Annotated in this window: 21 protein-coding genes; 14 read left to right on the top strand and 7 right to left on the bottom strand. The window is 64.6% G+C overall.

The genetic code is table 11. The annotated features are described in order from the left end of the window. Positions 1–247: 247 nt before the first annotated feature. The 5 genes from KI797_RS07840 to dedD all read left to right on the top strand — a co-directional run bounded on the left by KI797_RS07840 (position 248) and on the right by dedD (position 6,409). Positions 248–2,335 (top strand): FimV/HubP family polar landmark protein, encoded by a 2,088-nt coding sequence (locus KI797_RS07840; RefSeq protein ID WP_226172432.1) that lies wholly within the window; start codon positions 248–250, stop codon positions 2,333–2,335. A 160-nt stretch (positions 2,336–2,495) separates the two neighbouring features. Beyond that, positions 2,496–3,305 (top strand): tRNA pseudouridine(38-40) synthase TruA, encoded by an 810-nt coding sequence (truA, locus tag KI797_RS07845; protein ID WP_042648411.1) that lies wholly within the window; start codon positions 2,496–2,498, stop codon positions 3,303–3,305. A 118-nt stretch (positions 3,306–3,423) separates the two neighbouring features. Beyond that, on the top strand, positions 3,424–4,287 hold the full coding sequence (gene accD / locus KI797_RS07850; protein ID WP_005329453.1) for an acetyl-CoA carboxylase, carboxyltransferase subunit beta: 864 nt from the start codon (positions 3,424–3,426) through the stop codon (positions 4,285–4,287). A gap of 2 nt (positions 4,288–4,289) precedes the next feature. Next, on the top strand, positions 4,290–5,546 hold the full coding sequence (folC, locus tag KI797_RS07855; protein WP_226172434.1) for a bifunctional tetrahydrofolate synthase/dihydrofolate synthase: 1,257 nt from the start codon (positions 4,290–4,292) through the stop codon (positions 5,544–5,546). 77 nt (positions 5,547–5,623) lie between these two features. After that, on the top strand, positions 5,624–6,409 hold the full coding sequence (gene dedD, locus KI797_RS07860; protein WP_226172437.1) for a cell division protein DedD: 786 nt from the start codon (positions 5,624–5,626) through the stop codon (positions 6,407–6,409). A 110-nt stretch (positions 6,410–6,519) separates the two neighbouring features. Here the strand turns inward: dedD and KI797_RS07865 are convergent, their stop codons facing one another. The 3 genes from KI797_RS07865 to KI797_RS07875 all read right to left on the bottom strand — a co-directional run bounded on the left by KI797_RS07865 (position 6,520) and on the right by KI797_RS07875 (position 10,090). Continuing rightward, entirely contained in the window at positions 6,520–6,876 is a 357-nt protein-coding gene (locus KI797_RS07865) for a TusE/DsrC/DsvC family sulfur relay protein (protein ID WP_043132186.1), read from the bottom strand. 153 nt (positions 6,877–7,029) lie between these two features. Further along, the gene (yccS, locus tag KI797_RS07870; protein ID WP_226172440.1) at positions 7,030–9,165 is read right to left on the bottom strand and encodes a YccS family putative transporter; all 2,136 of its coding nucleotides are present in this window, start codon (positions 9,163–9,165) and stop codon (positions 7,030–7,032) included. A gap of 268 nt (positions 9,166–9,433) precedes the next feature. Next, positions 9,434–10,090, bottom strand: coding sequence for a Bax inhibitor-1/YccA family protein (locus tag KI797_RS07875; RefSeq protein WP_226172443.1), 657 nt, complete (start codon positions 10,088–10,090; stop codon positions 9,434–9,436). Between the two features lie 347 nt (positions 10,091–10,437). Between KI797_RS07875 and KI797_RS07880 the strand changes: the two genes are divergently transcribed. Then, positions 10,438–10,749, top strand: coding sequence for a DUF6719 family protein (locus KI797_RS07880; RefSeq protein WP_218409982.1), 312 nt, complete (start codon positions 10,438–10,440; stop codon positions 10,747–10,749). Positions 10,750–10,815: 66 nt separating this feature from the next. On the opposite strand, the gene prpF is transcribed toward KI797_RS07880, so the two are convergent. The 4 genes from prpF to prpB all read right to left on the bottom strand — a co-directional run bounded on the left by prpF (position 10,816) and on the right by prpB (position 16,829). Beyond that, the gene (gene prpF, locus KI797_RS07885) at positions 10,816–12,018 is read right to left on the bottom strand and encodes a 2-methylaconitate cis-trans isomerase PrpF (protein WP_226172445.1); all 1,203 of its coding nucleotides are present in this window, start codon (positions 12,016–12,018) and stop codon (positions 10,816–10,818) included. 65 nt (positions 12,019–12,083) lie between these two features. Continuing rightward, positions 12,084–14,708 (bottom strand): Fe/S-dependent 2-methylisocitrate dehydratase AcnD, encoded by a 2,625-nt coding sequence (acnD, locus tag KI797_RS07890; RefSeq protein ID WP_226172446.1) that lies wholly within the window; start codon positions 14,706–14,708, stop codon positions 12,084–12,086. Beyond that, on the bottom strand, positions 14,708–15,865 hold the full coding sequence (gene prpC, locus KI797_RS07895) for a bifunctional 2-methylcitrate synthase/citrate synthase (protein ID WP_226172448.1): 1,158 nt from the start codon (positions 15,863–15,865) through the stop codon (positions 14,708–14,710). Before prpC ends, acnD begins: the two co-directional genes overlap by 1 nt. A gap of 64 nt (positions 15,866–15,929) precedes the next feature. Further along, positions 15,930–16,829, bottom strand: a complete 900-nt coding sequence (prpB, locus tag KI797_RS07900) for a methylisocitrate lyase (protein ID WP_042648405.1) — start codon at positions 16,827–16,829, stop codon at positions 15,930–15,932. A gap of 369 nt (positions 16,830–17,198) precedes the next feature. On the opposite strand from prpB, the gene KI797_RS07905 reads away from it, so the two are divergent. The 8 genes from KI797_RS07905 (at position 17,199) to KI797_RS07940 (ending at position 25,295) form a co-directional block, all read left to right on the top strand. After that, positions 17,199–18,179 (top strand): quinone oxidoreductase family protein, encoded by a 981-nt coding sequence (locus tag KI797_RS07905; RefSeq protein WP_226172449.1) that lies wholly within the window; start codon positions 17,199–17,201, stop codon positions 18,177–18,179. Positions 18,180–18,253: 74 nt separating this feature from the next. Then, positions 18,254–19,102, top strand: coding sequence for a TauD/TfdA dioxygenase family protein (locus tag KI797_RS07910; protein WP_226172450.1), 849 nt, complete (start codon positions 18,254–18,256; stop codon positions 19,100–19,102). A 74-nt stretch (positions 19,103–19,176) separates the two neighbouring features. Beyond that, positions 19,177–20,226, top strand: coding sequence for a BKACE family enzyme (locus KI797_RS07915; RefSeq protein ID WP_042648403.1), 1,050 nt, complete (start codon positions 19,177–19,179; stop codon positions 20,224–20,226). A gap of 189 nt (positions 20,227–20,415) precedes the next feature. Then, entirely contained in the window at positions 20,416–21,738 is a 1,323-nt protein-coding gene (locus KI797_RS07920; RefSeq protein WP_226172451.1) for an MFS transporter, read from the top strand. Beyond that, positions 21,735–22,715 (top strand): DsbA family protein, encoded by a 981-nt coding sequence (locus tag KI797_RS07925; RefSeq protein WP_226172452.1) that lies wholly within the window; start codon positions 21,735–21,737, stop codon positions 22,713–22,715. The genes KI797_RS07920 and KI797_RS07925 overlap by 4 nt, the downstream gene beginning before the upstream one ends. Continuing rightward, positions 22,703–23,728, top strand: a complete 1,026-nt coding sequence (locus KI797_RS07930; protein ID WP_171268889.1) for a YeiH family protein — start codon at positions 22,703–22,705, stop codon at positions 23,726–23,728. The genes KI797_RS07925 and KI797_RS07930 overlap by 13 nt, the downstream gene beginning before the upstream one ends. A 144-nt stretch (positions 23,729–23,872) precedes the next feature. Further along, on the top strand, positions 23,873–24,568 hold the full coding sequence (locus KI797_RS07935) for a CoA transferase subunit A (protein WP_042648400.1): 696 nt from the start codon (positions 23,873–23,875) through the stop codon (positions 24,566–24,568). Between the two features lie 97 nt (positions 24,569–24,665). Beyond that, positions 24,666–25,295: a CoA transferase subunit B gene (locus KI797_RS07940; protein WP_226172453.1), complete on the top strand. Its 630-nt coding sequence runs from the start codon at positions 24,666–24,668 to the stop codon at positions 25,293–25,295. Positions 25,296–25,653 lie beyond the last annotated feature (358 nt).

A 25,653-nucleotide genomic window follows, 5' to 3' on the forward strand; every position in this document is an offset into this window, starting at 1 on the left:
TGAGCCAGGGTTCCGGGATGTGACCGGGGGCGCACTCTCCGGTTTTAAGAATGTCGCGTGATATCAGTGGACTAGGTTTTTTTCTACACTCGGGTTCGCGTCTGGGGCCGCTCTCTGGCGGCATGTGGACGCGAAATATGTCGGATCGCTGGCTTGAGACCGGCGGCTGATTTATATTGAGCCGATTGTTTTGGGGTAACTATCCAGATTTTTCAATGTGATAGGGCCATCATACGAAGGAACGAATATGGGACATTCCCGCATAACGCTGGCAACGCTACTTGCATTGGGTCTTCTGGGCACGGCTCAGGCCGATGAGGCGGGGCGAGAGCCTTTCTTTGTCGAGCTCAAGGGCCCGGACGGTGCCGCGCCTCCTGTCGTTCAACCTCAGGCCCAGCCCGTGGCGCCGGCCCAGCCTGTTGCCAGGGCTCAGCCCATAGTGCGTCAGGCGCCCAGCGCGGCGGCGGGCAGCTATGGCCCTGTTCGTTCCACCGATACCCTCTGGAGCCTGGCGAGCAAGCATCGCCCCTCCAGCCGGGTGACCGTCTACCAGACCATGGTGGCGATCTATGACAAGAATCCCCGCAGTTTTGCCGACGGCAACATCAACCACATCCTGGTGGGATCCCGCATTCTGCTGCCGAGCGCCGCCGAGGCGGGCCGCATCACGGACGCCGAGGCCCGCCGCCGCTTCAATAGCGACAACGCCAGCTGGAAGGGACTGAGCCCCAAATACCTGGCCGAGAAGCAGACCCATCCGTTGGCGACCAAGCCGGCTGCCAGCGCGCCGGTCAAGGCCGTGGCCAAGGCGGCCCCCCTTCCGACGGCCACCCCCAAGGTGAGCACGCCCCAGGCGGCGACCGAGGTGACGGCGATCGCCAAGGCTGCAGTCCCGGTGGCGAGTGCCGCCGCGCCGACCGCTGCCCCGGCCCCCTTGCCGGTCAGTGCCGCGACCGTGGTGGGCAAACCCTCCACCGAGATGGCGCTGGCGCTGGAAGATGCCAACGCCCAGCTTGGTCAGGTCACCGAGATGAACCACAGGCTCAAGCTGCGCCTGCAAGCCCTGACCGAAGAGGTGGAGACCCTCAAGGCCCAGTTGCAGGATCAGACTGCACTGCAAAAAGAGGTGGCGGAACTCAAGGCCAAGCCGGTACCGCCCGTGGTGGCCCCCGAGCCCAAGCAGAACTGGGTAATGGAACTGCTCGCCTCGCCGCTGAACCTCGCCATGATCATCCTGCTGCCCGTGCTGCTGGTGTTGGCGCTGGTGACGCTCTGGCTGCGTGCCCGCGCCCGCCGCGAATTGGAAGAGCAGGAAAAGAGCCTGTCCGAGTCCACTTCCATGGTGATGGGGGAGGAGAGCAGCGAGTTTGACCAGTTGATGACGGTCGGCATCGCCGATGACGAACCCATGCACCCCATGGCGGATCTCAATGGGCCGGCTGGCAATGGCAGCCAGGAGGGGGCAAATGCCTCCACTGACGTCATCTTCAGCGATGACGAGGTGGCCCTGTCCGCCTTCGATGTGGAGCCTGCGGTGACGACGGCCAACCGGGATCCGGATCTGGTGCCCGAGCTCGATCTGGCTCTCGACGGAGACTTTGATCTGCCTTCGGCCCCTGAGCTCGATCTCTCCGGCGAGTCCGATGCCAGAGCCCGGGCCAGCGACGAGATCATGAGCGAGGAGGAGCTGCAAGCGGCCCTGTTTGCCGAGCTGGACGCTGATCTCGAGGCCGATCTGAGCCAGGCGCAGGAGCAGAGCCGAAGCCAGCGGGATACGGAACTCGCCAACTTTGATCTCAGCGATCTCGAGACCGGCTTCCAGGAGCCTGCCACCGACACCGCTGCCCGAGGCGACGACGCCTATGGCAAGGATGATATCGATGACATGCTGGCTGAACTCGGGCTGGAGCCCACCAAGCCGGCGGCGCCGGCCTGGGATCCCAACGAGCTGGCCCTGGCGGACTTCGAGGATGCCTTCACCGAGGTGGAGCCCCATCAGGGCGATCTGAAGCCTCGTGAGCAGGCGCAGGCGAACGACTACGTGGAGATAGACAAGCTGCTGGCCGAGGCCAACGCCAGCAGCTCGGAGCAGGAGCCCTACCAGGGCTTCTCCCTGGACGTGGGGCTGGATGGCTTCCCCGAGGTGTTGCCGGAATCCACCGGGTTCGATGTGGATGCCGATGACGGCGGCGTGGGGGCAAAGCTGGATCTGGCCCGCGCCTACCTCGAGATCGACGACAAGGAGAGCGCCCGCGAGCTGCTGCAAGAGGCGGCGGCCCAGGGCAGCGAGCATCAGCGCAGCGAAGCCGAGAAGCTGCTCAGGCGCCTGGGGTGATCCCCTTTGCCAGTGATCAACACAGAGGGCAGCCCGCGGGCTGCCCTCTTTCATGTTGGCCGCCGGCACGGGATGCCTGCCCGGTCTGGGACTTTTGGGCCCAAGGGCGTATAATCCGGCCCGTTTCTTTCATCCTTTCCCCACAAGACAAGATTCATCCATGCGAATTGCCCTAGGTATTGAATACGACGGCAGCCGGTATTTCGGCTGGCAGCGTCAGCGCGAAGTGATCAGCGTGCAGGCCGAACTGGAAAAAGCCCTCAGCCGCATCGCCAATCACCCTGTTTCCATCCAGTGCGCCGGTCGTACCGATGCCGGGGTGCACGCCACCGGCCAGGTGATCCATTTCGATACCGAGGCGAACCGCGCCGAGGGCGCCTGGACCCTGGGGCTCAACTCCAACCTGCCGCCGGACATCGCCGTGCGCTGGGTCAAGGAGGTGGACGAGAGCTTCCACGCCCGCTTCAGCGCCACCGCCCGTCGCTACCGTTATGTCATCTACAACCACAACTTCCGCCCGGCCATCCTCGGCAGCGGCGTCAGCCACTATCACGAGACCATAGATGCCGACCTGATGCACCAGGCGGGCCAGAGCCTGCTGGGTGAGCATGACTTCAGCACCTTCCGCGCCATCGCCTGCCAGTCCAACACGCCCTGGCGCAACGTGACCCACCTGTGCGTCAGCCGCTCCGGCCCCTACATAGTGCTCGATATCAAGGCCAACGCCTTCCTGCACCACATGGTGCGCAACATCACCGGCTCCCTGCTGCTGGTGGGGCAGGGACTCAAACCCGTGGAGTGGATAGCCGAGGTGCTGGCGGCCAGGGACCGCAACCTGGCGGGGCCGACCGCCAAGGCGGGGGGGCTTTATCTGGTGGACGTGGACTACCCGGCAGAGTTTGCCTTGCCGCAGTTGCCGCTCGGCCCGCTGTGGCTGCCGGACTCGGCACCGGGTACGACCAGTTTTTAGTAACTGGGCCCGAAAATTTGTGGTTTAATGATCCGTCATTTATTGCCATCGAGCCGTAAGTCATTGAACAATCAAGGCCCGATGCGTTTTGTCAGGCACAAAAGCATTAAGGAATTCCATGAGCTGGCTTGAGAAGATCCTTCCCAAGAGCAAGATCACTACACCGCGTCGTCACAACATTCCGGAAGGGGTGTGGACCAAGTGTACCGCTTGCGAACAGGTGCTCTACCGGGCAGAACTGGAGCGCAATCTCGAAGTGTGCCCCAAGTGTGATCATCATATGCGGATCAGCGCCCGCGCCCGCCTCGAGAGCTTCCTCGACGAGCAGGGCCGCACCGAGATCGGTGCCGAGCTGGAGCCGCAGGACATCTTGAAATTCAAGGATTCCAAGCGCTACAAGGATCGTTTGTCTGCCGCTCAGAAAGAGACGGGAGAAAAAGATGCGCTGGTGGTGATGAAGGGGACCCTCAAGGGGGTACCGGTCGTCGCCTGTTCATTCGAGTTCTCCTTCATCGGTGGCTCCATGTCCTCCGTGGTTGGTGCCCGCTTCGTGCGCGCCGTCGAGGAGAGCATCAAGGAAGGTCGCGGCCTGGTCTGCTTCTCCACCTCAGGTGGGGCGCGGATGCAGGAGGCGCTGTTCTCCCTGATGCAGATGGCCAAGACCAGTGCGGCGCTCGACAGGCTCACCAAGGCGGGTCTGCCCTTCATCTCCGTGCTGACTGACCCCACCATGGGTGGCGTCTCCGCCAGTCTGGCGATGCTGGGTGACATCAACGTGGGCGAGCCCAAGGCGCTGATCGGCTTCGCCGGTCCCCGCGTCATCGAGCAGACAGTGCGCGAAAAGCTGCCGGAAGGCTTCCAGCGCTCCGAGTTCCTGCTGGAGAAGGGCGCCATCGATCTCATCATCGACCGCCGCGAAATGCGCAACCGTCTGGCCGGCCTGCTGGCCAAACTGATGAACACTCAGGTCATCGAAGACTGAACATGAGTTCGCACATGCAACAATCTCAAAGCCGGTCGCTGGTCGACTGGCTTTCTTATTTGGAACAGATCCACCCGGTCAACATCGACATGGGGCTGGATCGGGTCGGCGCCGTCGCCCGGCGCATGGGTCTCACCCAGTTGCCGTTCAAGGTGATCACGGTGGCGGGCACCAACGGCAAGGGCTCCTCCTGCGCCATGGCCGCCAGCATACTGATGGCCGCAGGTTACAAGGTGGGGGTCTACTCTTCGCCGCACCTGCTGCGCTTTACCGAACGGGTGCGCATCGACGGGGCCGAGCTTTCTGACAACGAGCACTGCGCCGCCTTTGCCGAGGTGGAAGCGGCCCGCGGCGAGATAGCGCTGACCTTCTTCGAGTTCGCCACTCTGGCGGGCCTGTGGCTCTTCTGTCGCGCTGCCCCCGACATGCTGCTGCTGGAAGTGGGGCTGGGCGGTCGGCTGGATGCCACCAATGTGGTGGAATCTGATGTGGCCATGATCACCTCCATTGCGCTGGATCACTGCGACTGGCTCGGGGATACCCGCGAAGCGGTAGCGGTGGAGAAGGCCGGGGTGTATCGGGCGGGCAAACCCGCCATCAGCGGCGAGCCCAATCCGCCGACCACCATCGCCAGCGAAGCGGCGCGCCTCGGCGCCTGCCTGCGCCAAGTCGGCCGCGACTTCTACGGCGATGAGCAGGATACCGGCTGGGATTACCACGGCCTGAACCACTGGCTGGGGCTGCCCAAACCGGCCCTGCCACTGATGAACGCGGTCACCGTGCTGGCTGCGCTGGAATCCCTCGGCTTGCCGCTGCCGGAGTCCGCCATCCGTGACGGGCTGGCCAATGCCCGGCTGGCGGGGCGGATGCAGCGACTGCAAACCGCGCCGCTCGTCATCGTCGATGTGGCCCACAATCCCCATTCGGCGGCCTATCTGGCGAGCCAGCTGCGTCAGATCCCCTGCAAGGGCAAGCGCCGCGCCGTGGTCGGCATGCTCAAGGACAAGGACATGGCAGGGTCGCTGGCCGAACTCGATGGCCTCATCGACCAGTGGTTCCTGGCCAGCCTCACCGGCCCGCGCGCCGCCACCGCAGAGCAGCTTGCCGCTGCCCTCGGGGACGGACAGGGATCGGCGGCGACCTTTGACGGCGTGAGTGCGGCTTATGGTGCCGCCCTGGCCGCATCGAGTCCTGATGATATGGTTATCGTCTTTGGTTCGTTTTACACTGTCGCCGACGTGCTGGCGGCGAGCGCCTGAGCGGCCCGACCTGCTCTTCGCATCGTGGATGTCCGCAAGATTGCAGTTGAGTTTAAGTAACATGGGTGGAAATTAACTTGGCTTCGAAGTTTCAAAATAGATTGGTGGGGACCGTCATCCTGGTCGCCCTGGTTGTCATCTTTCTGCCGGATCTGATGGACGGCAACAAGCTGGAGCAGAAGGAGGAGGCGTTTGCCAAGATCCCGCTGCGCCCTGAGCTCGAGCCCGCCAAGCCTGCCTTGCAGGTCTCTGCCGCCAGTACCCTGCCGGCCGATCACTTGGCGAGCCAGCAGCAGGCCTCTGCCGCCACCCAATGGCAGGTGGAAGAGATCGGGGATACGGTGACTCTGGCTGCCAATCAGGCCTCTGCTGCCGCCCAGGCACAGCCAGCGACCCAGACTGCGGCCAAGCCTGAGCCCAAACCCGTGCCCAAGCCCGAGGTAGTGGCCAAGAAACCGGTGGAGCAACCCAAGCCCAAGCCAGTGCCGCCCAAGCCTGTCGAGGTGAAGAAGCCGGTGGAGAACAAGCCGCAGGTGGGCCAGATCAAGTCCATGGACGATCTCATCGCGAGCAAGATGACGACCCAGGCGGCCACGCCGGCACCCGCAGCGGCAGCCCCTGCTCAGGGCAGCTGGATCCTGCAGCTCGGCGCCTTCAAGAATGCTGACAGCGTCAATGCCCTGGTGGGCAAGCTGCGGGCGGCCGGCTACTCGGCCCAGACCTCGCCGAGAACGCCGGTGCAGGGGCAGATCAACCGGGTCTTTATCGGGCCGGATGTCTCCAAGGCCAAGCTGCAGGGCATGCAGAGCAGGATAAGCCAGATGACAGGGCTGAGCGGCTCCGTGGTGGCCTACAACCCCTGATGGGGGGTTGACGAACGCCGAACACAAAAATACCGCGCCTCATTTGACAGATGGGCGCGGTATTTTTTTGAACCTGTTGATGGTCTCTCAGGGAGAAGCCGATCTGGTTTTTAGATGCACTTCACCGGCTTGGGCAGGCCTGCGATCTTGGTGGCCTGCTTGGCGGGCCCCTCGGGGAACAGCTTGTAGAGGTAGCGGCTGTTGCCCTTCTCCGGGCCGTATTGCTTCTCCATCGCCTTGACCAGGGCGCGGATGGCGGGGGAGGTGTTGAACTCCAGATAAAACGCCCGCACGAAGCGCACCACTTCCCAGTGCGGCTCCTCCAGCACTATGCCCTCCTGCTCGGCCAATACCAGCGCCAGCGCCTCGCTCCACTCTTCGCTGTGGCGCAGATAGCCCTTGGCATCGGTCTCGATGAGTTGGCCGTTGAAATGCAGCTGATGGTGTTCGGACGGGTGCTCGGACATGGAGGCTCCTCGGGCTGTCGGGATTGGGCGGGCATGGTAGCGCCTTGATCTTCGGCGAGCAACCGGCGCAGACGCGCCAGGGGGCATAATTCACCGGGCAGGGTGTCGCCCCGCCCGGTGTGCGTTCTCTGGACTGGTGCCTTTCTTCGCCCGTCAGACGTTGCCTTGCCGGGTGAGCAACTGGCCGTCGTTGGCCAGCATCAGCAACTCGTCCGCCAGTTGGCTGATGAGGGTGAGCTGCTGCGTCAGCATCAGCTGCTCCTCGCTGCTGTCCGGGGTGATGGCCGGGCATGCCCCCTCGAGCCGTGCCGGCATCTCACCCGCCAGATGGCCGGCGGCCCGCTCCAGGGTATGGCTGATGTGGCGGCTGATGTCGTCAAGGCCCTCGATGGGCTCCAGCCTGTCCCGATGGGCCCCGAGGGCCGAGATGTAGGAGAGCAGGGCGTGGTTGCGCCAGGTGAGGGTGAAGCAGAGATCGAGGAAGCGGCGGCGCTTGCTCGGCTCCACCAGCATGCTCTGCCAGGCCATTGCCAGCTCGCTGTCGGCCAGGTGGGCACACTTGCGGGCCACCCGGTAGTCGAGGGACTCGTCCCGCTGGCGGTGCAGGCTGGCGAGTACCGCCGACAGATAGCGCGCGTTGGCGGAGAGGGAGTTGGCAATCAGGGTCGGCAGCCGCTTGTATTGCCAGTCCGGCCAGAGCCAGGCCACCAGGGCGTAGGAGAGCAGGCAGCCGAGCAGGGTATCGAGCAGGCGCGGCCCCAGGATGGCGAAGCCGATGCCGTCCAGCAGGTTGAACGCCATCAGCACGTAGAGGGTGATGAAGCAGACGGCGGCGCTGTAGTTGCTGCGCACCTGGGTGAAGAACAGGAAGGCGGCCAGCCCCATGATCCCCAGTTGCAGGTGCAGCTCGGGGAAGAGCCAGAGCACGGGCACGCCTATCAAGATGCCGGCGAAGGTGCCGAGCATCCGCTGCACCAGCCGGCGCCGGGTGGCGCTGTAGCTCGGCTGGCAGACGAACAGCACCGTCAGCAGTATCCAGTAGCCCTTGTCCAGGTTGAAGGCCTGCAGTATGCCATAACCCACCACCAGCCCCAGCGACAGTCGCAGGGCGTGGCGAAACACCATGGAGTCTGGGGTCAGGTGCTGCTTGAGCAGGGTCAGCAGCGGCAAGGAGGCTGGCCTTGCGAGCGGCGGCAGGCTGGCAGGAGGGGCAGCGGGGTTTTGCAGCTCCTCGGCGCTGGCCAGCAGCTCGTTGATGCTGGCCAGGTTGCGGCGCAGGAACTTCATCGGCGTCAGCAGTGTCTTGGGATAGTGCTGCTTGAGATGGGTGAACTCCAGCTGATCGCCGAGGGCCTCCAGGGTCCAGTGAATGCGCTTGTGATGGGCATAGGGCTTGTGCACCAAGATGGCGTAACCGAGTCGCTGGCACGCCTCCGAAAGCTGCAGGAATACCTCCTGGAAGCCGTCGAGGACGATGCCCTGCTTGAGCTCCGCTTCCAGCTTGCTGTAGGGGTAGTGGCTGGAGGTGGCCCGCTCCTGGATCTCCAGCGCCAGCAGGTAGAGCCGCAGCAGGCCGGTGAGCTCGGGCGCCGCCTGATGGCGGGTACTGAGGCGGGCATTGAGCGCCGTCTTGGTCAGATTCAAGGCATTGACCAGGTTGATGTTGAGCTGGGCCAGGTTGTGGCGAATGGCCTGGGCGCCGTGCTCGTCCGCCGGGAAGAAGCGGGACTTTTCCAGCAGGTAGCGGCCGAGGGCGAAATAGCTCTGGGCGAGCTGCTCGTGCAGCGTCTTGTAGGGCAACAACCAGAGCCAGACCAGCGACACCAGGCCGTACCAGAGGGCGCCAGCACCGAGCGCCAGCGGCTGGTAGAAGAGATCCGGCGCCTTGGCGGCCCCCAGCATGGTGTAGATGGCGATGAGCAGGGAGCCGAAGCTGATGGTGGCGTAACGTTGCCCGAGCGCCCCCACCATCACGAAGATAAAGGTGGATCCCGCGAGCCCAAGGGCAAACAGCCAGGGGGTGGGGAAGAGGTACTGCACGCACAGGGAGGCGAACAGGAAGCAGACCAGCGTCATGGCGAGGTTCTTGACCCGGCCCCAGAGGCTGTCATCGGTCTCGGCAATGGCACCCGCCACTACCCCGAGTGAGAGCAGCACGGTGAGCTGGATGTCGCCTGTGGCCAGGGCGAAAGCGAGCAGCCCCAGGATGGCCAGCAGCACCTTGAGGGCGAAGTAGATATGGCTGTCAGACAGCAGGCGGCGCAGCAGGCCCGCAAGATCAATGGGCATGGGAAACACTGTCCTTGTGTGCAGGGGCATCGGCAGCGTGAGCAATCAGTGAACGGTGCCGCAGATCGGCAGAAACCATGGGCATGGGATAGATGCAACCCTTGAGCGAATCGAAAGCGAGAGAATAGCCGGTTGGCTACGAAAGAGCCCTGATCCAAATCAGGGCCGGGTTCTTCATACCGGTTTTGTACTGACGCCTTCACCCTAGCAGGGGAGGCGGACAATAAAAACCCCGCCGTAGCGGGGTTTTGTTCATCAGAAACAGCGCTTAGTTGCGGTTGCCGCCAAGCAGGCTCAGCAGACTCAGGAAGATGTTGTAGATGGAGACATACAGGGTCACGGTGGCGGAGATGTAGTTGGTCTCGCCGCCGCGCACTATCTGCTTGGTGGTCAGCAGGATGGCGCCGGAGGAGAACAGCATGAACATGGCGGACAGGGCCAGGCTCAGGGCGCTCATCTGCAGGAAGATGTTGGCGACCATGGCCACCAGCAGCACCCAAAAACCGACGAACAGCATGCCGCCGATGAAGGAGAGGTCACGCTTGGTGGTCAGGGCGTAGGCCGACAGACCGAAGAAGGTGAGCGCCGTGCCGCCAAGGGCCGTCATCACTATCTCGCCGCCGCCATTGTTCATGTACATGTTGATGATGGGGCCCAGGCTGTAGCCCATCAGGCCGGTCAGGGCGAAGGTGAACACCAGCCCCATGCCGTTGTCACGGTTCTTCTCGGTCAGGAACATCAGTCCGTAGACACCGACGAGGAAGATGGCCCAGTGCAGGGGCGGCATGTTCATGACGGTGGCGACCCCGGCAACCACGGCAGAGAAGCCAAGAGTGAGGGAGAGCAGCATATAGGTATTGCGCAGCACCTTGTTGGTGTCGCGCACGGCACCCTGGGTGCCAGTGTAGATAGAACGGGTATCCATCTTGATGTCCTCTTGATTTCCGGGGTGAGGCGGCAGATTCCGCTTCGTTAACGCATTGTATGCACTGAATGTATGGATGACGAGCGCTGATTTCAAGCGCCCCCCAACTGTGTCGGCTCCTACTATTCCAGAGCAAAGATGTATTGCGCATGAACAAGGGTGCGAAGGTGCTCCGTCAGCCAGGCCTGGGCCCTGTGATTGTGCCGGTCCTTGCTGTGTCTGGAATCGTCACAGCGCCGCCCTGGATGGCTGTCGGCCCGGGGGGATGGCTGGCACACTGCCGGTGTCAGGGGCGCATGGGTGCAGGCGTGCCGATGCATGTAACAGATCATGACAGGGAGTGGCAGATGGTTGTCATATGGAAGAGAGTGGTGTTGTCAGGGGCGCTGTTGCTGGTGGGTCTGGTGTCGGGTTGCAGTGTCCTTGCCCCGACCCCCATCACCTATCTGAGCCAGGATCCTGCACCGGGCATCCTCCCTTATGGGAAGGTTGCCTATGTGGACGACGGCAAATGCCCGGCTGACCAGGTGAAGAGGTTGATCGGTGGCGATGCGAAGAAGAGTATCCCGCGCCGTGTGGAGTGCGTGGCGCGTCCGCAACCACAGGCGGATGAGTGGTGGAGCAGCCCCGCCAGCGGCCAGGGTGAGATAAGTCCTTGAGGTGAACATCATCACAAAGAGGCCCAGGCAATCGCTTGGGCCTCTTTCATGTCGGTGGCGAAGGGGCTAGAAGGCATCCCCTGGCACCCGCACCCAACCTTCCATCAGGATGCGGGCGGAGCGCGACATCACCGCCTTGGTGACCGTCCACTGTCCCTCTATCTGCCGCGCCTCTGCACCCACCCGCAAGGTGCCGGAGGGATGGCCGAAGCGCACCGCCTCGCGCTCGCCGCCACCGGCCGCCAGGTTGACGAGGGTGCCGGGAATGGCCGCCGCGGTGCCGATGGCCACGGCGCAGGTGCCCATCATGGCGTGATGCAGCTTGCCCATGGAGAGCGCCCGCACCAGCAGATCGATCTCACCGTCCTTCACCTCCTTGCCGCTGGCTGTGCGGTAATCCTTCGCCGGCGCGACGAAGGCAATTTTCGGCGTGTGCTGGCGGGTCGCTGCCTCTTCTGCAGTCTTGATTAGCCCCATGCGCAGGGCCCCGGCGATGCGGATCTGCTCGAAGCGGGCCAGTGCCTCGGGATCGGTGTTGATGGCCTCGCGCAGCTCCGTGCCTTCATAGCCAATATCTTCGGCGTTGACGAACACAGTCGGGATACCTGCGCTGATCAGGGTGGCTTTTAATGTGCCTATGCCCGGCACCTCCAGTTCATCGATCAGATTGCCGGTGGGGAAGAGGGCGCCGCCCTCCTCACCATCGTCGGAGGGGTCAAGAAACTCCAGCACAATTTCGGCGGCGGGGAAGGTGACCCCGTCCAGCTCGAACGCGCCGGTCTCCTGAACCTGACGGTTCGTCACCGGCACATGGGCAACGATGGTCTTGCCAATGTTGGCCTGCCAGATCCGCACCACGCAGGTGCCGTTGTCGGGGATGCGGACCGGATCCACCAGCCCGGCGTGAATGGCGAAGGCGCCGGCGGCGGTGGAGAGGTTGCCGCAGTTGCCGCTCCAGTCTATGAGCGCCTTGTCGATGGCTATCTGGCCGTATAAATAGTCCACGTCGTGATCCGGTTGGCTGCTCTTGGCGAGGATCACGCACTTGCTGGTGGAGGAGGTGGCGCCCCCCATGCCGTCCATGTGGGCCGAATAGGGGTCGGGGCTGCCGATCACCCGCAGGAAGAGCGCATCGCGGGCCAGGCCGGGTACCTGGCAGCGCTCGGGCAGATCAGATAAACGGAAGAAGACGCCCTTGCTGGTGCCGCCGCGAATATAGGTGGCCGGGATTCTGACTTGAGGTGCGTGAGTCGAAGAGAGTGGGGCCATAGAAATTGTCCTGATCGTGCTTGTTCGGGATAGAAGACGGCAGCCAGGGGGCTGCCGTCTTGACGTTAGGCCTGGCTTGCCGCCTGGTGCGCCGTCGACGCCAGGAAGTCCTGGGCGAAGCGTTGCAGCACGCCGCCAGCCTCGTAGACCGAGACCTCCTCGGCGGTGTCGAGGCGGCAGGTCATGGGCACTTCGATCACCTCGCCGCTGCGACGGCGGACAACGAGAGTGAGATCGGCGCGAGGCTGGCGCTCCCCCACCACATCGTAGGTCTCGGTGCCGGCCAGCCCAAGAGTGAGGCGGCTGGTGCCCGGCTTGAACTCCAGCGGCAGCACCCCCATGCCGATGAGGTTGGTGCGATGAATGCGCTCGAAACCTTCCGCCGCGATGGCCTCCACCCCGGCCAGCCGCACCCCCTTGGCCGCCCAGTCACGGGACGAGCCCTGACCGTAGTCGGCGCCGGCGACGATGATCAGCGGCTGCTTGCGCGCCATGTAGGTTTCGATGGCTTCCCACATCCGCATCACCCGACCTTCCGGCTCGACGCGGGCGAGGGATCCCTTCTTCACCGCGCCGTTCACCACCGCCATCTCGTTGACCAGCTGGGGGTTGGCGAAGGTGGCGCGCTGGGCGGTCAGGTGATCGCCGCGGTGGGTGGCGTAGGAGTTGAAGTCCTCCTCCGGCAGGCCCATCTTCGCCAGGTACTCACCCGCCGCGCTGCTGCGCAGTATGGCATTGGAGGGGGAGAGGTGGTCTGTGGTGATGTTGTCCGGCAGCAGTGCCAGCGGCCGCATCCCCTTGAGGGTGCGCTCACCCGCCAAGGCGCCCTCCCAATAGGGCGGGCGGCGGATATAGGTGCTCATGGGGCGCCAGTCGTACAGGGGCGCCACCTTGGGGCCGCTCTCTTCCTCGAGGGTGAACATGGGAATGTAGACCTGACGGAACTGGGCCGGCTTCACCGAGGCCTTGACCACGGCGTCGATCTCTTCGTCCGACGGCCAGATGTCTTTGAGGCGAACGTCCTTGCCGTCCACCACTCCCAGCACGTCCTTCTCGATGTCGAAGCGGATGGTGCCGGCGATGGCGTAGGCCACCACCAGGGGCGGGGAGGCGAGGAACGCCTGCTTGGCATAGGGGTGGATGCGGCCGTCGAAGTTGCGGTTGCCCGACAGCACGGCGGTGGCGTAAAGGTCGCGATCGATGATCTCCTGCTGGATGGCAGGATCCAGGGCGCCGGACATGCCGTTGCAGGTGGTGCAGGCGAAGGCCACCACGCCGAAGCCGAGTGCGGCAAGCTCGTCGTCCAGCCCCGCCTCTTTAAGATACAAGGCGACTGTCTTGGAGCCGGGGGCCAGGGAAGATTTGACCCAGGGCTTGCGGCTGAGGCCGAGCCTGTTGGCGTTGCGCGCCAGGAGGCCGGCGGCAATCACGTTGCGCGGGTTGCTGGTGTTGGTGCAGCTGGTGATGGCGGCGATGACGACGGCGCCATCCGGCAGCAGGCCGTCGGCCTCCTGGGCGCGAGCCTTGTCCAGATCCACCGCGATGCCGCGCGTGGTCAGCTCGGCCACCGGCAGGCGGCGGTGGGGGTTGGAGGGGCCGGCCAGGGTACGTACCACGGTCGACAAGTCGAAGTGCAGCACGCGCTCGTACTGGGCATCCACCAGGGCGTCGGCCCAGAGGCCCGCCTCCTTGGCGTAGGTCTCCACCAGCCTGACCTGCTCGTCGTCACGGCCGGTGAGTCTGAGGTAGTCGATGGTCTGGCCGTCGATGAAGAACATGGCCGCGGTGGCGCCATACTCCGGCGCCATGTTGGAGATGGTGGCCCGATCGCCGAGGGTCAGGGCGGCGGCGCCCTCGCCACGGAACTCCAGATAGGCGCCGACCACCTTCTGCTGGCGCAGGAACTCGGTGAGCGACAGCACCAGATCCGTGGCGGTGATGCCGGGTTGCGACTTACCGGTCAGCTCCACGCCGACGATCGAAGGCAGCCGCATCCAGGAGGCGCGGCCCAGCATCACGTTCTCGGCCTCTAACCCACCGACCCCGACGGCTATGACGCCGAGGGCATCCACGTGGGGGGTGTGGCTGTCGGTGCCGACGCAGGTATCCGGGTAGGCCAGGCCGCGATCGGCGTGGATGACAGGGGACATCTTCTCCAGGTTGATCTGGTGCATGATGCCGTTGCCCGGCGGGATCACCTCGATGTTCTTGAACGCCTGCTTGGTCCAGTTGATGAAGTGGAAGCGATCCTCGTTGCGGCGATCCTCGATGGCGCGGTTCTTCTCGAACGCCTGCGGATCGAAGCCGCCGCACTCCACGGCGAGGGAATGGTCGACGATGAGCTGCACCGGCACCACGGGATTGACCTGGGCGGGATCCCCCCCCTGATCGGCGATGGCGTCACGCAGCCCGGCCAAGTCCACCAGGGCGGTCTGGCCCAGGATGTCGTGGCACACCACGCGCGCCGGGAACCAGGGGAAGTCGCGCTCGCGCTTGCCATGGACTATCTGGCCGAGGCACTCGCCGAGGATGGCCGGATCGCACCGACGCACCAGGTTCTCGGCATGGACGCGGGCGGTGTAGGAGAGCCTGTCCCAGGCGCCGGGGGTGATGGCGTTCACCGCCTCCCTGGCATCGAAGTAGTCAAGCACCGTGCCTGGCAGGGGCTTGCGGTATTGAGTGTTTACCATCACTTGCGCTCCTTGAGTGGCACGAACACCAGGTCTTCCGGGCCGACGTAGTTGGCGCTCGGGCGGATGATCTTGCCGTCGATGCGTTGCTCGATGACGTGAGCGGACCAGCCGGAGGTGCGGGCGATGACGAACAGCGGGGTGAACATGGCGGTGGGCACCCCCATCATGTGGTAGCTGACGGCGCTGAACCAGTCGAGGTTCGGGAACATCTTCTTGGCCTCCCACATGGTGGACTCCAGCCGCTCGGCAATGTCGAACATCTTGGTGTTGTGCTGCTCCAGGCTGAGCGCGCGGGCCACTTCCTTGATCACCTTGTTGCGGGGATCGGAGACGGTGTAGACCGGGTGGCCGAAACCGATGACCACCTCTTTCTTCTCGATGCGGGCACGGATGTCGGCCTCGGCCTCGTCCGGATTCTCGTAGCGTTTCTGGATCTCGAAGGCCACCTCGTTGGCGCCGCCGTGTTTGGGCCCGCGCAGGGCACCGATGGCGCCGGTGATGCAGGAGAACATGTCGGAGCCGGTGCCGGCGATGACGCGGCCGGTGAAGGTGGAGGCGTTGAACTCGTGCTCGGCATAGAGGATGAGGGAGGTGTGCATGGCACGCACCCAGGAGTCACGGGGCTTTTCGCCGTGCAGCAGGTGCAGGAAATGGCCGCCGATGGAGTCATCGTCGGTCTCCACATGGATGCGCTTGCCGTTGTGGCTGAAGTGGTACCAGTAGAGCAGCACGGACCCTAGGCAGGCCATCAGCTTGTCGGCGATGTCCCGGGCACCCGGGTGGTTGTGATCGTCCTTCTCCGGCGAAAGGCAGCCCAGCACCGAGACGGCGGTGCGCATCACGTCCATGGGGTGGGCGGAGGGGGGCAGCTGCTCCAGGGCGGTCCTGACCCCGGTGGGCAGGCCGCGCAGGGCCTTGAGCTTGGCCTTGTAGGCGGCCAGCTCGGCCACATTGGGCAGATGGCCGTGCACCAGCAGGTGGGCGATCTCTTCAAATTCGCAGCTGGTGGCCACATCCAGGATGTCATAGCCACGGTAGTGCAGGTCGTTGCCGGAGAGGCCCACGGTACACAGGGCGGTATTGCCGGCGGTGGTGCCGGAGAGGGCGACGGATTTCTTCGGCTTGAAGCCGGTGGTTTCGGGAATGGCGCTCATCACATGTTTCCTCATTCAGTCCGTTGAAGCGCCGGCCGCCAGCATGAGACGGCCGGTCGCCGTGTTATTCCTTGGTAGACAGGTCCTGGGTAAACAGCCTGTCCAGGGTCTGCTCGTAGTGGTGGTAGCCGAGGAAGTCGTAGAGGGACTCCCGGGTCTGCATGGTGTCGACCACGGCGCGCTGGTGGCCATCGCGGCGCAACTGCTGATAGACGTTGAGGGCGGCCTGGTTGGCGGCGCGGGTGGCGCTCAGGGGGTAGAGCACCATGTCGACGCCGTGGGCGGCGAGCGCTTCCTTGTCAAACAGCTCGGTCTTGCCGAACTCGGTCATGTTGGCGAGGATCGGCACCCCGGCTGCCTGCTTGAAGCGGTCGTACTGGCCCAGTTCGGTGACCGCCTCGGCGAAGATCATGTCGGCGCCTGCTTCCACATAGGCGGCGGCGCGCTCCAGCGCCGAGCCCAGCCCTTCCACCGCCAGGGCGTCGGTGCGGGCCATGATGACGAAGTGTTCGTCTCGGCGGGCATCCACCGCCGCCTTGATCCTGTCCACCATCTCGGCGATGGAGACCACCGCCTTGTTCGGCCTGTGGCCACAGCGTTTCTGGGCCACCTGATCCTCCATGTGGACGGCGGCCACCCCACCGCGCTCGAAGGCGCGGACGGTACGGGCGATGTTGAAGGCGCCGCCCCAGCCGGTGTCGATGTCCACCAGCAGGGGGATCTCGGTGGCAGCGGTGATGCGCTCGGCATCGATGAGCACGTCGTTCATGGAGGTCATGCCCAGATCCGGCAGGCCATAAGAGGCGTTGGCCACCCCGGCGCCGGAGAGGTAGAGGGCCTTGAAGCCGCTGCGTTCGGCCATCAGCGCCATATAGGCGTTGATGGTGCCAACGATCTGCAGGGGTTTCTCATTGGCCAGCGCGGTGCGAAAACGCGCCCCGGCCGAGGGGGACAAGTTAGACATAGTGACTCCTTTCATGCTGCTCATGTTTCGCTGTGAATAGAACCATCTCACACTACGTTGACGTTAACGTCAATTATGCTTAGGTCCAAGGCCCGTCAATCTGCGGGTACAGGTGGCCCCTCTTTTGATAACTACTTGCCATTCAATTGGATAGCTCTTGATGCCCCAGGTGCACCGGGTCAATGGCATGACGCCGCCATGGGGAGCAGGGCCGATTCTGTCGTCTTCCACGAGGGGGGGCAACGAATTCGAAGGGGGGTGTCATGAGATGAAAAGTGGCTGTCGCCCGATGCAAAGCGGACGTTTACGTAAACCCCTAGATTCACTCTGGACGATGTTTTCACCCATGAATGAATCTGGAGAACAGCCATGGCCAACGCCATTCGCTTTTATGAAACCGGGGGGCCCGAGGTCCTGCGTTATGAAGAGGTCAGTGTTGGCGAGCCCGGGCCAGGCCAGGTGCGCATGTGCCACGCGGCGGTCGGTCTGAACTATGCCGACACCTATTTTCGCAACGGCACCTACCCCATCCCCATGCCAAACGGCCTCGGCGTCGAGGCGGCCGGTGTCGTGGAAGCGCTGGGCGAGGGGGTGACCAACGTCGCCGTCGGGGATCGCGTCACCTACACCGGCTTCATCAATACCCTTGGCGCCTACGCCACCCAGCGCCTGATCCCGGCCGCCCCGCTCATCAAGTTGCCGGATAGCATAGCGTTCGAGACCGCTGCCGCCATGACCATGCGCGGTCTCACCTCCGCCTACCTGATGCGCCGCATCCATGCCTTCAAGCCCGGTGACAGCATCTTGCTGCACGCGGCGGCGGGCGGGGTTGGCCTCATCGTCGCCCAGTGGGCCAAGCTGCTGGGGCTGACGGTGATAGGCACCGTGTCGAGCGACGCCAAGGCCGAGCTGGCCCGTGCCCACGGCTGCGACTTCACCATCGACTACAGCCGTGAAGACGTGGCCACCCGGGTGCGTGCCCTGACTGGTGGCGCCGGGGTTGACGTGGTGTTTGACAGTGTCGGCAAGAGCACCTTCATCGGGTCGCTCGATTCCCTCAAGCGCCGCGGCCTGATGGTCTGCGTCGGCACCGCCTCCGGCCCCATCGACGGCTTCAACCCCCAGTTGCTGGCCATGAAGGGCTCCCTCTACCTGACTCGTCCTGCGCTCGCCGACTACATCGCCGACCCGGCCGAGAAGGAGGCGCTGGCCGGCGAGCTGTTCGATCACGTGGCCAGCGGCCGGATCAAGATCGAAATCAACCAGAAGTACGAGCTGCAGGACGCAGCGCAGGCCCACCGGGATCTGGAGTCGCGCCAGACCACGGGCTCTTCCGTCTTCATCATCTAGGCCACGGATCTCAGGCCAGTCCGCACTCAAGGGCGGCGCCTGACAGCATCGACTTGTCATTCAGGGAGATAGACATGCGTGTAGAACAACTGACCTGCCATATCGGCGCCGAACTGAGCGGCGTGCGCCTGGCGGACGCCGTTCATGATGAAGGGCTGTTCGCCGAGCTCCGCACCCTGCTGCTCAGGCACAGAGTGCTGTTTTTGCGTCAGCAGGAGATCAGCCGGGCCGATCACGTGGCCTTCGCCCGCCGCTTCGGCGAGCTGGAGGATCACCCGGTGGCGGGCAGCGATCCGGACAACCCCGGCCTGGTGCGTATCTACAAGTCGCCGGATGTGCCGAGTGATCGCTACGAGAATGCCTGGCACACCGATGCCACCTGGCGTGCCCAACCCCCCATGGGGTGCGTGCTGCGCTGCGTGGAGTGCCCACCTGTGGGGGGCGACACCCTCTGGGCCAACATGGTGGTGGCCTACGAGCAGCTGCCTGACGAGATCAAGCAGAAGATCGCCGGTCTGCGCGCCCGTCACAGCATAGAGGCGAGCTTCGGGGCGGCCATGCCCACCCCGAAGCGGCTCGCCTTGAAGGCGCAGTTTCCGGATGCGGAGCACCCCGTGGTGCGCACCCACCCGGAGACAGACGAGAAGATCCTGTTCGTCAACGCCTTCGCGACCCATTTCACCAACTACCACACACCGGCCCACGTGCGGGTCGGCCAGGACTACAGCATGGGAGGCAGCGATCTGCTGCGTTACCTCATCAGTCAGGCCTATATCCCGGAATATCAGGTGCGCTGGCGCTGGCAGCCGGGCAGCGTGGCCATCTGGGACAATCGCAGCACCCAGCATTATGCCGCCATGGACTACGCCCCCAGCCATCGCAAGATGGAGCGGGCCGGGATCATGGGTGACACCCCCTTCTGATAGACAGGTTCTGATCAACGATGCCCGGGCGAGTGGATCGTCCGGGCACAGCTTCACCTCAAGGAGAGAAACAGATGCAATTTTTTGACGATTCCCTGCACCCGGAAAACATGGAGAAGGTGGTCATCACCGTGGCCCCCTATGGCCCTGAGTGGGCGCCGGGCGACTTCCCGGAAGACATCCCGGTGACCATGGAGGAGCAAGTCCAGAAGGCGGTGGAGTGCTACGAGGCCGGTGCCACCGTGCTGCACCTGCACGTGCGCGAGCTGGACGGCACCGGCTCCAAGCGCCTGTCCAAGTTCAACGAGCTGATCGCCGGGGTACGCAAGGCGGTGCCGGACATGATCATCCAGGTCGGCGGCTCCATCTCCTTCGCCCCGGAAGGCGAGGGGGAGGCGGCCAAGTGGCTCTCCGATGACACCCGCCACATGCTGGCGGAGCTGACCCCGAAACCGGATCAGGTCACGGTGGCCATCAACACCACCCAGATGAACATTATGGAGCTGCTCTATCCGGAGTACCTGGCAGGCACGTCGCTGGCGAACCCGGCCTACCAGGCCGCCTACAGCGAGATGACGGTGCCGGCCGGCCCGGCCTGGGTGGCGGAGCACCTCAAGCGCCTGATGGCCAGCGGCATCCAGCCTCACTTCCAGCTGACCGGCATGCACGCCCTCGAGACCCTGGAGCGCCTGGTGCGCAAGGGGGTCTACATGGGCCCGCTGAACCTCACCTGGATCGGCATCGGCGGCGGCTTCGACGGCCCCAACCCGTTCAACTTCATGAACTTCGTCCATCGTGCGCCGGACGGTGCCTGCGTCACCGCCGAGTCTCTGCTGAAAAACGTGCTGCCGTTCAACATGATGGCCATGGCCATGGGGTTGCACCCCCGCTGCGGCATCGAGGACACCATCATAGGCCAGCACGGTCAGCGCATGAGCTCGGTGGAGCAGATCCGCCAGTGCGTGCGCGTCGCCCACGAGCTGGGGCGCGAGGTGGCCAATGGCAAGGAGGCCCGCGCCATCTACCGCATCGGCGTGCAGTACGACAGCATCGAGGAGACCCTGCTGGCCAATGGCATGGCGCCGAACCGCGTCCCTGGCCAGCTCGGTGTGCCGCAGCGCTGAGCCAGATGGGTCGCGGTATGAAAAACCCGCACCGCGACCCGTCAACTCTGTTTGCCAAAGGGCGGCAGCCCTTGCACTATGCAGCACCCAGCAAAACTGAGCGATGCATCAGTAGTGGGTGCCCGGTGGCTCCGGCCACCGGTGCCCTGACCGGGATCCTGCCCAACTTGAAGTAGCACGAGGGATTGTATGGCTACGTATCATATCGATGACGACCCCCAGGCCGGCAAGGTTGCCGTGCCCCGTCGTTATGCCTGGATAGTGTTTGCGCTGACCTTCGGTCTGCTCATCTCAGATTACATGTCGCGCCAGGTGCTCAACGCCGTCTTCCCCATGCTCAAGGGGGAGTGGGCACTCTCCGACACCCAGCTGGGGCTGCTCAGTGGCATAGTGGCGCTGATGGTCGGCCTCTTGACCTTTCCGCTCTCCCTGCTCGCCGACAGGTTCGGCCGGGTCAAGAGCCTGGCGCTGATGGCCGCGCTCTGGAGCCTGGCGACCCTGGGCTGCGCCCTGGCTCAGGACTATGAGCAGATGTTCATCGCCCGCTTCCTGGTGGGGGTGGGGGAGGCCGCCTACGGCAGCGTCGGCATCGCCGTGGTGGTCTCGGTGTTCCCGCGGGAGATGCGGGCCACCCTCTCCGGCGCCTTCATCTCCGGCGGCATGTTCGGCTCCGTGCTCGGCATGGCCACCGGGGGCGTGCTGGCGCATTTCCTCGGCTGGCGCTGGGCCTTCGCCGGCATGGCGCTGTTCGGTCTGGTGCTGGCGGCCCTCTATCCCCTCATCGTCAAGGAGGCGCGGATCTCCCAGACCAGCCGGGCGGCACGGGGGAACACGGAGGTGGGTCGCAATCCCCTGCGCAGCCTCTACTCCAGCCGCTCGGTGATCTCGGCCTATGTGGGCAGCGGTCTGCAACTGTTCGTCGGCGGCACCGTCATCGTCTGGATGCCGAGCTATTTCAACCGTTACTACGGACTGGACACGGACAAGGCGGGGCTCATGGCCGCCATCATAGTGCTGTGCAGCGGGGCCGGCATGATCCTCTGCGGCATGCTGAGCGATCGGCTGTGCCGCAACCGGCCAGATCGCAAGATAAGCCTCGCCATCGCCTACTGCCTCGGCAGCTGTGCCCTGCTCTCCCTGGCGTTTGCCCTGCCGGCCGGGTTGCCCCAGCTGCTGCTGATCGGTCTGGGAATGTTCATCGCCACCGGCACCTCGGGCCCCGCTGGTGCCATGGTGGCCAATCTCACCCATGCCAGCGTGCACGGTACGGCGTTTGCAACCCTGACGCTGGCCAACAACCTGCTTGGCCTCGCGCCCGGTCCCTTCATCACCGGCAAGGTGTCAGACCACATCGGTCTGGACAACGCCTTCCAGCTGGTGCCCCTCATCAGTGTCGCGGCGGCGGTGGTCTTCTTCTACGGCAAGCGCCACTACCACAAGGACGTGGCCCGGCTCGAAGGCGACGCCCGCCTGGTCACCACCGGCCCCCAGGGCAGCGAGGTGAGGGCATGACGCTCAGCATCGAGGTCTATTTCGATTTCATCTGTCCCTGGTGTCTCATCGGCAAGCGTCAGCTGGATCAGGCGCTGGCCCAGTTGCGGGTGGCACAGCCCGAGGTGCAGGTTGCCGTGAGCTGGAGCGGGGTGCAGCTGCTGCCCGCGCTGCCGGTGCAGGGGGAGGCGTTTCACGACTTCTATCTGCGGCGCCTTGGCAGCGAGCAGGGGATGAGCCTGCGTCAGGCCCAGGTGCGACAGGCGGCGGCCAGCGTCGGCGTTGAGCTGGACTTTGGCAAGATCCCCCGCATGCCGAACACCGCCGATGCCCACCGCCTGTGGCAACGGGCCTGCCAGCTCGGCAGCCCGTCCCAGTGCGAGGTGTTGCTGGAGTCCCTGTTCGCCAGCCACTTCCTGCACGGTGGGGATCTGGGGGATGGCAGTACCCTGCTGGGGCTGGCCGAGGCGGCCGGCTTCTCGTCCGCCGAGCTGGTGAGCAGCCTGCAGGGGGATGGTATCCCCTTCCTTGGCACCGCCGAGGGAGCCGCCAGCCAGGGGGTTCCGAGCTTCGTGCTGGGAGGACAGGTCCTCTCCGGAGCCCAGCCGGTGGAGCGCCTGCTCGCCAGCCTGCGCCAGGCCGTCGCGGCGGCGGCCCGGACGTCGGCGACACGGATTGCGGTGCCTGCCGAGCGGGTGCCTGCGCCGGGCAAGCGGATCCTCATCGAGGCTGAGGGCAAGAGCCTGGTGCTGTTCAACGTCGATGGCCGTTTCCACGCCATCGATGACGGCTGTCCCCATCAGGGCGCTTCCCTGTGCGGTGGCCGGCTGGAGGGGGAGGTGATCCAGTGCTGTGCCCACGGCCTGCGCTTCAACCTGAATACCGGCTATCTGCTGGGCTCCACCCAGCTCAGAGTCAACTGTTACCCGGTCGAGCGGGCGGGTGACCAGCTCCATATCGTCATTCCACAAGAGGACGCCGCTTCATGCACGCGTTGAACCCCACCGCCACTGCCCGTTTCTCGCGGGTACGCGAGCTGGCCCCCGGCATGGCGGTCAGCATCACGGTGGCGGCCGCCGCCACCTTCCTGTCCGAACACTACGGGGCTCCCGTGCTGCTGTTCGCCCTGCTGCTCGGCATGGGGTTGAACTTCCTCAGCGCCGAGGGGACCTGCAAGGCCGGCATCGAATTCACCGCGCGCAGCGTGCTACGCATCGGGGTCGCCCTGCTCGGCATGCGCATCACCCTGGGCCAGATCGCCGAGCTGGGCTGGATGCCGGTGTTGCTGGTGGTCACCCTGGTGGTGGTCACCATAGGCCTGTCGGTGGTCGCCGCCAAGGCGATGGGCTTCCAGCGCCTGTTTGGCATGCTGACCGGCGGGGCTACCGCCATCTGTGGCGCCTCCGCCGCCCTGGCCCTGGCCGCCTCCCTGCCGAGCCATCCCCAGAAGGAGCGAGCCACCCTGTTCACCGTGATCGGGGTCTCGGTGCTCTCGACCCTGGCGATGATCCTCTACCCCATGATCGCCCGCTATTTCGAGCTGACACCGGTGGAGGCCGGGGTCTTCCTCGGCGCCACCATCCACGACGTTGCCCAGGTGGTGGGAGCCGGCTACAGCATGTCCACCGAGACCGGGGATGTGGCCACCGTGGTCAAGCTGATGCGGGTCGCCATGCTGCTGCCGGTGATCGTCGTCGCCGCCATGATCACCCGCAGGCAGGGGGCGGATCCTGCCTCCGGCAAGCGTCCGCCCCTGCTGCCGCTGTTCGCCGTCGGCTTCCTGGTGCTGGCCTGCATCAACAGCACAGGCCTGGTGCCCGCCATGGTTCAGGGAGGGGTCAACGAGCTGTCGCGCTGGTGCCTGGTGATCGCCATCGCCGCCATCGGCATGAAAACCCAGCTGAAAGAGCTGGCGGCCGTCGGCATCAAGCCCATCCTGCTGATGGTGGGGGAGACCGCCTTCCTGGTCGCCCTGGTGCTGACCCTGATGCATTGGGGCATCAAGCCATAACGTACGGAGAAACCCCGACCCTGGTCCTCCTCTCACAGGGGGCTGGGAGGGGCGGGGAGACAGGTCCAATCAAGACGCCCCGTCATTGAAGAAGAGCAAACGCCCCCGTGGCCAACGGACTAGCCAGAGAGCAGAGAGGTATTTATGAACAAGGTTTATCCCAGCGCCCAGGCCGCCCTTGGCGATCTGGTGCAGGACGACATCACCATCGCCTCGGGGGGCTTCGGCCTGTGCGGCATTCCCGAACAGCTTATCGAGGCGCTGCGCCAGAGCGGCAAGCGCGGCTTCACCATCATCAGCAACAATTGCGGGGTGGATGAGTTCGGCCTCGGGCCGCTGCTCCATAGCCGCCAGATCAGGAAGATGATCTCCTCCTACGTGGGGGGCAACAAGGAGTTCGAGCGCCAGTACCTCGCGGGGGAGCTTGAGCTGGAGTTCACCCCCCAGGGGACGCTGGCGGAGAAGCTGCGGGCCGGCGGCGCCGGCATCCCCGCCTTCTTCACCCGCACCGGTTACGGCACCCTGATTGCGGAAGGCAAGGAGACCCGCCAGTTCGACGGCGAGTGGTATGTGATGGAGCACGCCCTGACGGCGGACCTGGCCCTCATCAAGGGGGCCAGAGCGGATCGGGCGGGCAACCTGATGTTCAACAAGACCGCACGCAACTTCAACCCGCTCTGCGCCAAGGCGGGACGGATCTGCGTGGCCGAGGTGGAGGAGATAGTCGAGGTCGGCGAGCTGGACCCCGACGAGATCCACCTGCCCGGCATCTATGTGCAGCGGCTGGTGCTGAACCCCCATCCCGAGAAGCGTATCGAAGTGCGGACAGTGAGGAGCTGACGATGGCCTGGACCCGTGAAGAGATGGCGCCGTGTTGCGCGCAAGTGCTGCCAGCAGCGTTCGTTTTACAACATTGCGCACAGAGGAGTTGTTAACGATGGCCTGGACTCGTGAAGAGATGGCGCAGCGCGCCGCAAAGGAGCTGCAGGACGGCTTCTACGTCAACCTGGGGATCGGCCTGCCGACCCTGGTGGCCAACTACATCCCGGACGGCATGGAGGTGTGGCTGCAGAGCGAGAACGGCCTGCTCGGCATCGGCCCCTTCCCCGGCGAAGAGGAGCTCGATCCCGATCTCATCAACGCCGGCAAGCAGACCATCACCACATTGCCCGGCAGCAGCTTCTTCGACAGCGCCGAGAGTTTTGCCATGATCCGCAGCGGCCACATCAACCTGGCCCTGCTCGGGGCCATGCAGGTCTCCGAGCGCGGCGATCTCGCGAACTGGATGATCCCGGGCAAGATGGTCAAGGGCATGGGGGGCGCCATGGATCTGGTGGCCGGCGTCAAGCGGGTGGTGGTGCTGATGGAGCACTGCGCCAAGGGGGGCGAGCACAAGATACTGGAGTGGTGCTCCCTGCCGCTGACCGGGGTCGGCGTGGTGGATCGCATCATCAGCGATCTCGCCGTGCTGGATGTGACCCCCACCGGCCTTCGCCTGGTGGAGCTGGCCCCCGGCATCGAGTTCGCGCAGTTGCAGGCCGCCACCGGCTGCGCCATCGCGCGCTGATCGTCGGACTGTCGGTGGGGAAGGGGCCTGGCCTTTCCCCACCGTTTTTATGTCTGACACCCGTCTCCCTTTCGTCCTGACTCTTCCCCACGCATCCTGCCCATCCCGCCAGACAGGCAAACAGGCCCGTAATCGGGGTTGTCTGGCACCGCTTTGGGCGCCCTTTGCCATCCTCCGCCAGCGCTGTCATCAAATGAAAAGTGGCTGACGTTCAATGGCAAGCGTGGCCCCGGAGGGAGGCCTTACAGTCGGCACACAAGAGAGAAAAACCGAGCTCATCAGCGTGAGCGACACCCCGGGGCCGATGCAAAAACAGAGCTGCATCCTCGACTGCCAAACAAGGTGGTGCGCCATCAGC

Origin of the sequence: Aeromonas media (assembly GCF_020423125.1) — a bacterium.
In the GTDB taxonomy this organism is placed as follows: domain Bacteria; phylum Pseudomonadota; class Gammaproteobacteria; order Enterobacterales; family Aeromonadaceae; genus Aeromonas; species Aeromonas media.

Excerpts from the sequence above, each read along its gene's own strand:
- KI797_RS07865 (WP_043132186.1), bottom strand. The coding sequence starts at position 6,876 with ATGTCCGAGCACCCGTCCGAACACCATCAGCTGCATTTCAACGGCCAA.
- KI797_RS07905 (WP_226172449.1), top strand. The coding sequence starts at position 17,199 with ATGGCCAACGCCATTCGCTTTTATGAAACCGGGGGGCCCGAGGTCCTG.
- accD (WP_005329453.1), top strand. The coding sequence starts at position 3,424 with ATGAGCTGGCTTGAGAAGATCCTTCCCAAGAGCAAGATCACTACACCG.
- prpF (WP_226172445.1), bottom strand. The coding sequence starts at position 12,018 with ATGGCCCCACTCTCTTCGACTCACGCACCTCAAGTCAGAATCCCGGCC.
- KI797_RS07880 (WP_218409982.1), top strand. The coding sequence starts at position 10,438 with ATGGTTGTCATATGGAAGAGAGTGGTGTTGTCAGGGGCGCTGTTGCTG.
- prpC (WP_226172448.1), bottom strand. The coding sequence starts at position 15,865 with ATGAGCGCCATTCCCGAAACCACCGGCTTCAAGCCGAAGAAATCCGTC.
- KI797_RS07910 (WP_226172450.1), top strand. The coding sequence starts at position 18,254 with ATGCGTGTAGAACAACTGACCTGCCATATCGGCGCCGAACTGAGCGGC.
- KI797_RS07840 (WP_226172432.1), top strand. The coding sequence starts at position 248 with ATGGGACATTCCCGCATAACGCTGGCAACGCTACTTGCATTGGGTCTT.
- yccS (WP_226172440.1), bottom strand. The coding sequence starts at position 9,165 with ATGCCCATTGATCTTGCGGGCCTGCTGCGCCGCCTGCTGTCTGACAGC.
- truA (WP_042648411.1), top strand. The coding sequence starts at position 2,496 with ATGCGAATTGCCCTAGGTATTGAATACGACGGCAGCCGGTATTTCGGC.
- KI797_RS07925 (WP_226172452.1), top strand. The coding sequence starts at position 21,735 with ATGACGCTCAGCATCGAGGTCTATTTCGATTTCATCTGTCCCTGGTGT.
- KI797_RS07940 (WP_226172453.1), top strand. The coding sequence starts at position 24,666 with ATGGCCTGGACTCGTGAAGAGATGGCGCAGCGCGCCGCAAAGGAGCTG.
- folC (WP_226172434.1), top strand. The coding sequence starts at position 4,290 with ATGAGTTCGCACATGCAACAATCTCAAAGCCGGTCGCTGGTCGACTGG.
- prpB (WP_042648405.1), bottom strand. The coding sequence starts at position 16,829 with ATGTCTAACTTGTCCCCCTCGGCCGGGGCGCGTTTTCGCACCGCGCTG.
- KI797_RS07915 (WP_042648403.1), top strand. The coding sequence starts at position 19,177 with ATGCAATTTTTTGACGATTCCCTGCACCCGGAAAACATGGAGAAGGTG.
- acnD (WP_226172446.1), bottom strand. The coding sequence starts at position 14,708 with ATGGTAAACACTCAATACCGCAAGCCCCTGCCAGGCACGGTGCTTGAC.
- KI797_RS07930 (WP_171268889.1), top strand. The coding sequence starts at position 22,703 with ATGCACGCGTTGAACCCCACCGCCACTGCCCGTTTCTCGCGGGTACGC.
- KI797_RS07875 (WP_226172443.1), bottom strand. The coding sequence starts at position 10,090 with ATGGATACCCGTTCTATCTACACTGGCACCCAGGGTGCCGTGCGCGAC.
- KI797_RS07935 (WP_042648400.1), top strand. The coding sequence starts at position 23,873 with ATGAACAAGGTTTATCCCAGCGCCCAGGCCGCCCTTGGCGATCTGGTG.
- KI797_RS07920 (WP_226172451.1), top strand. The coding sequence starts at position 20,416 with ATGGCTACGTATCATATCGATGACGACCCCCAGGCCGGCAAGGTTGCC.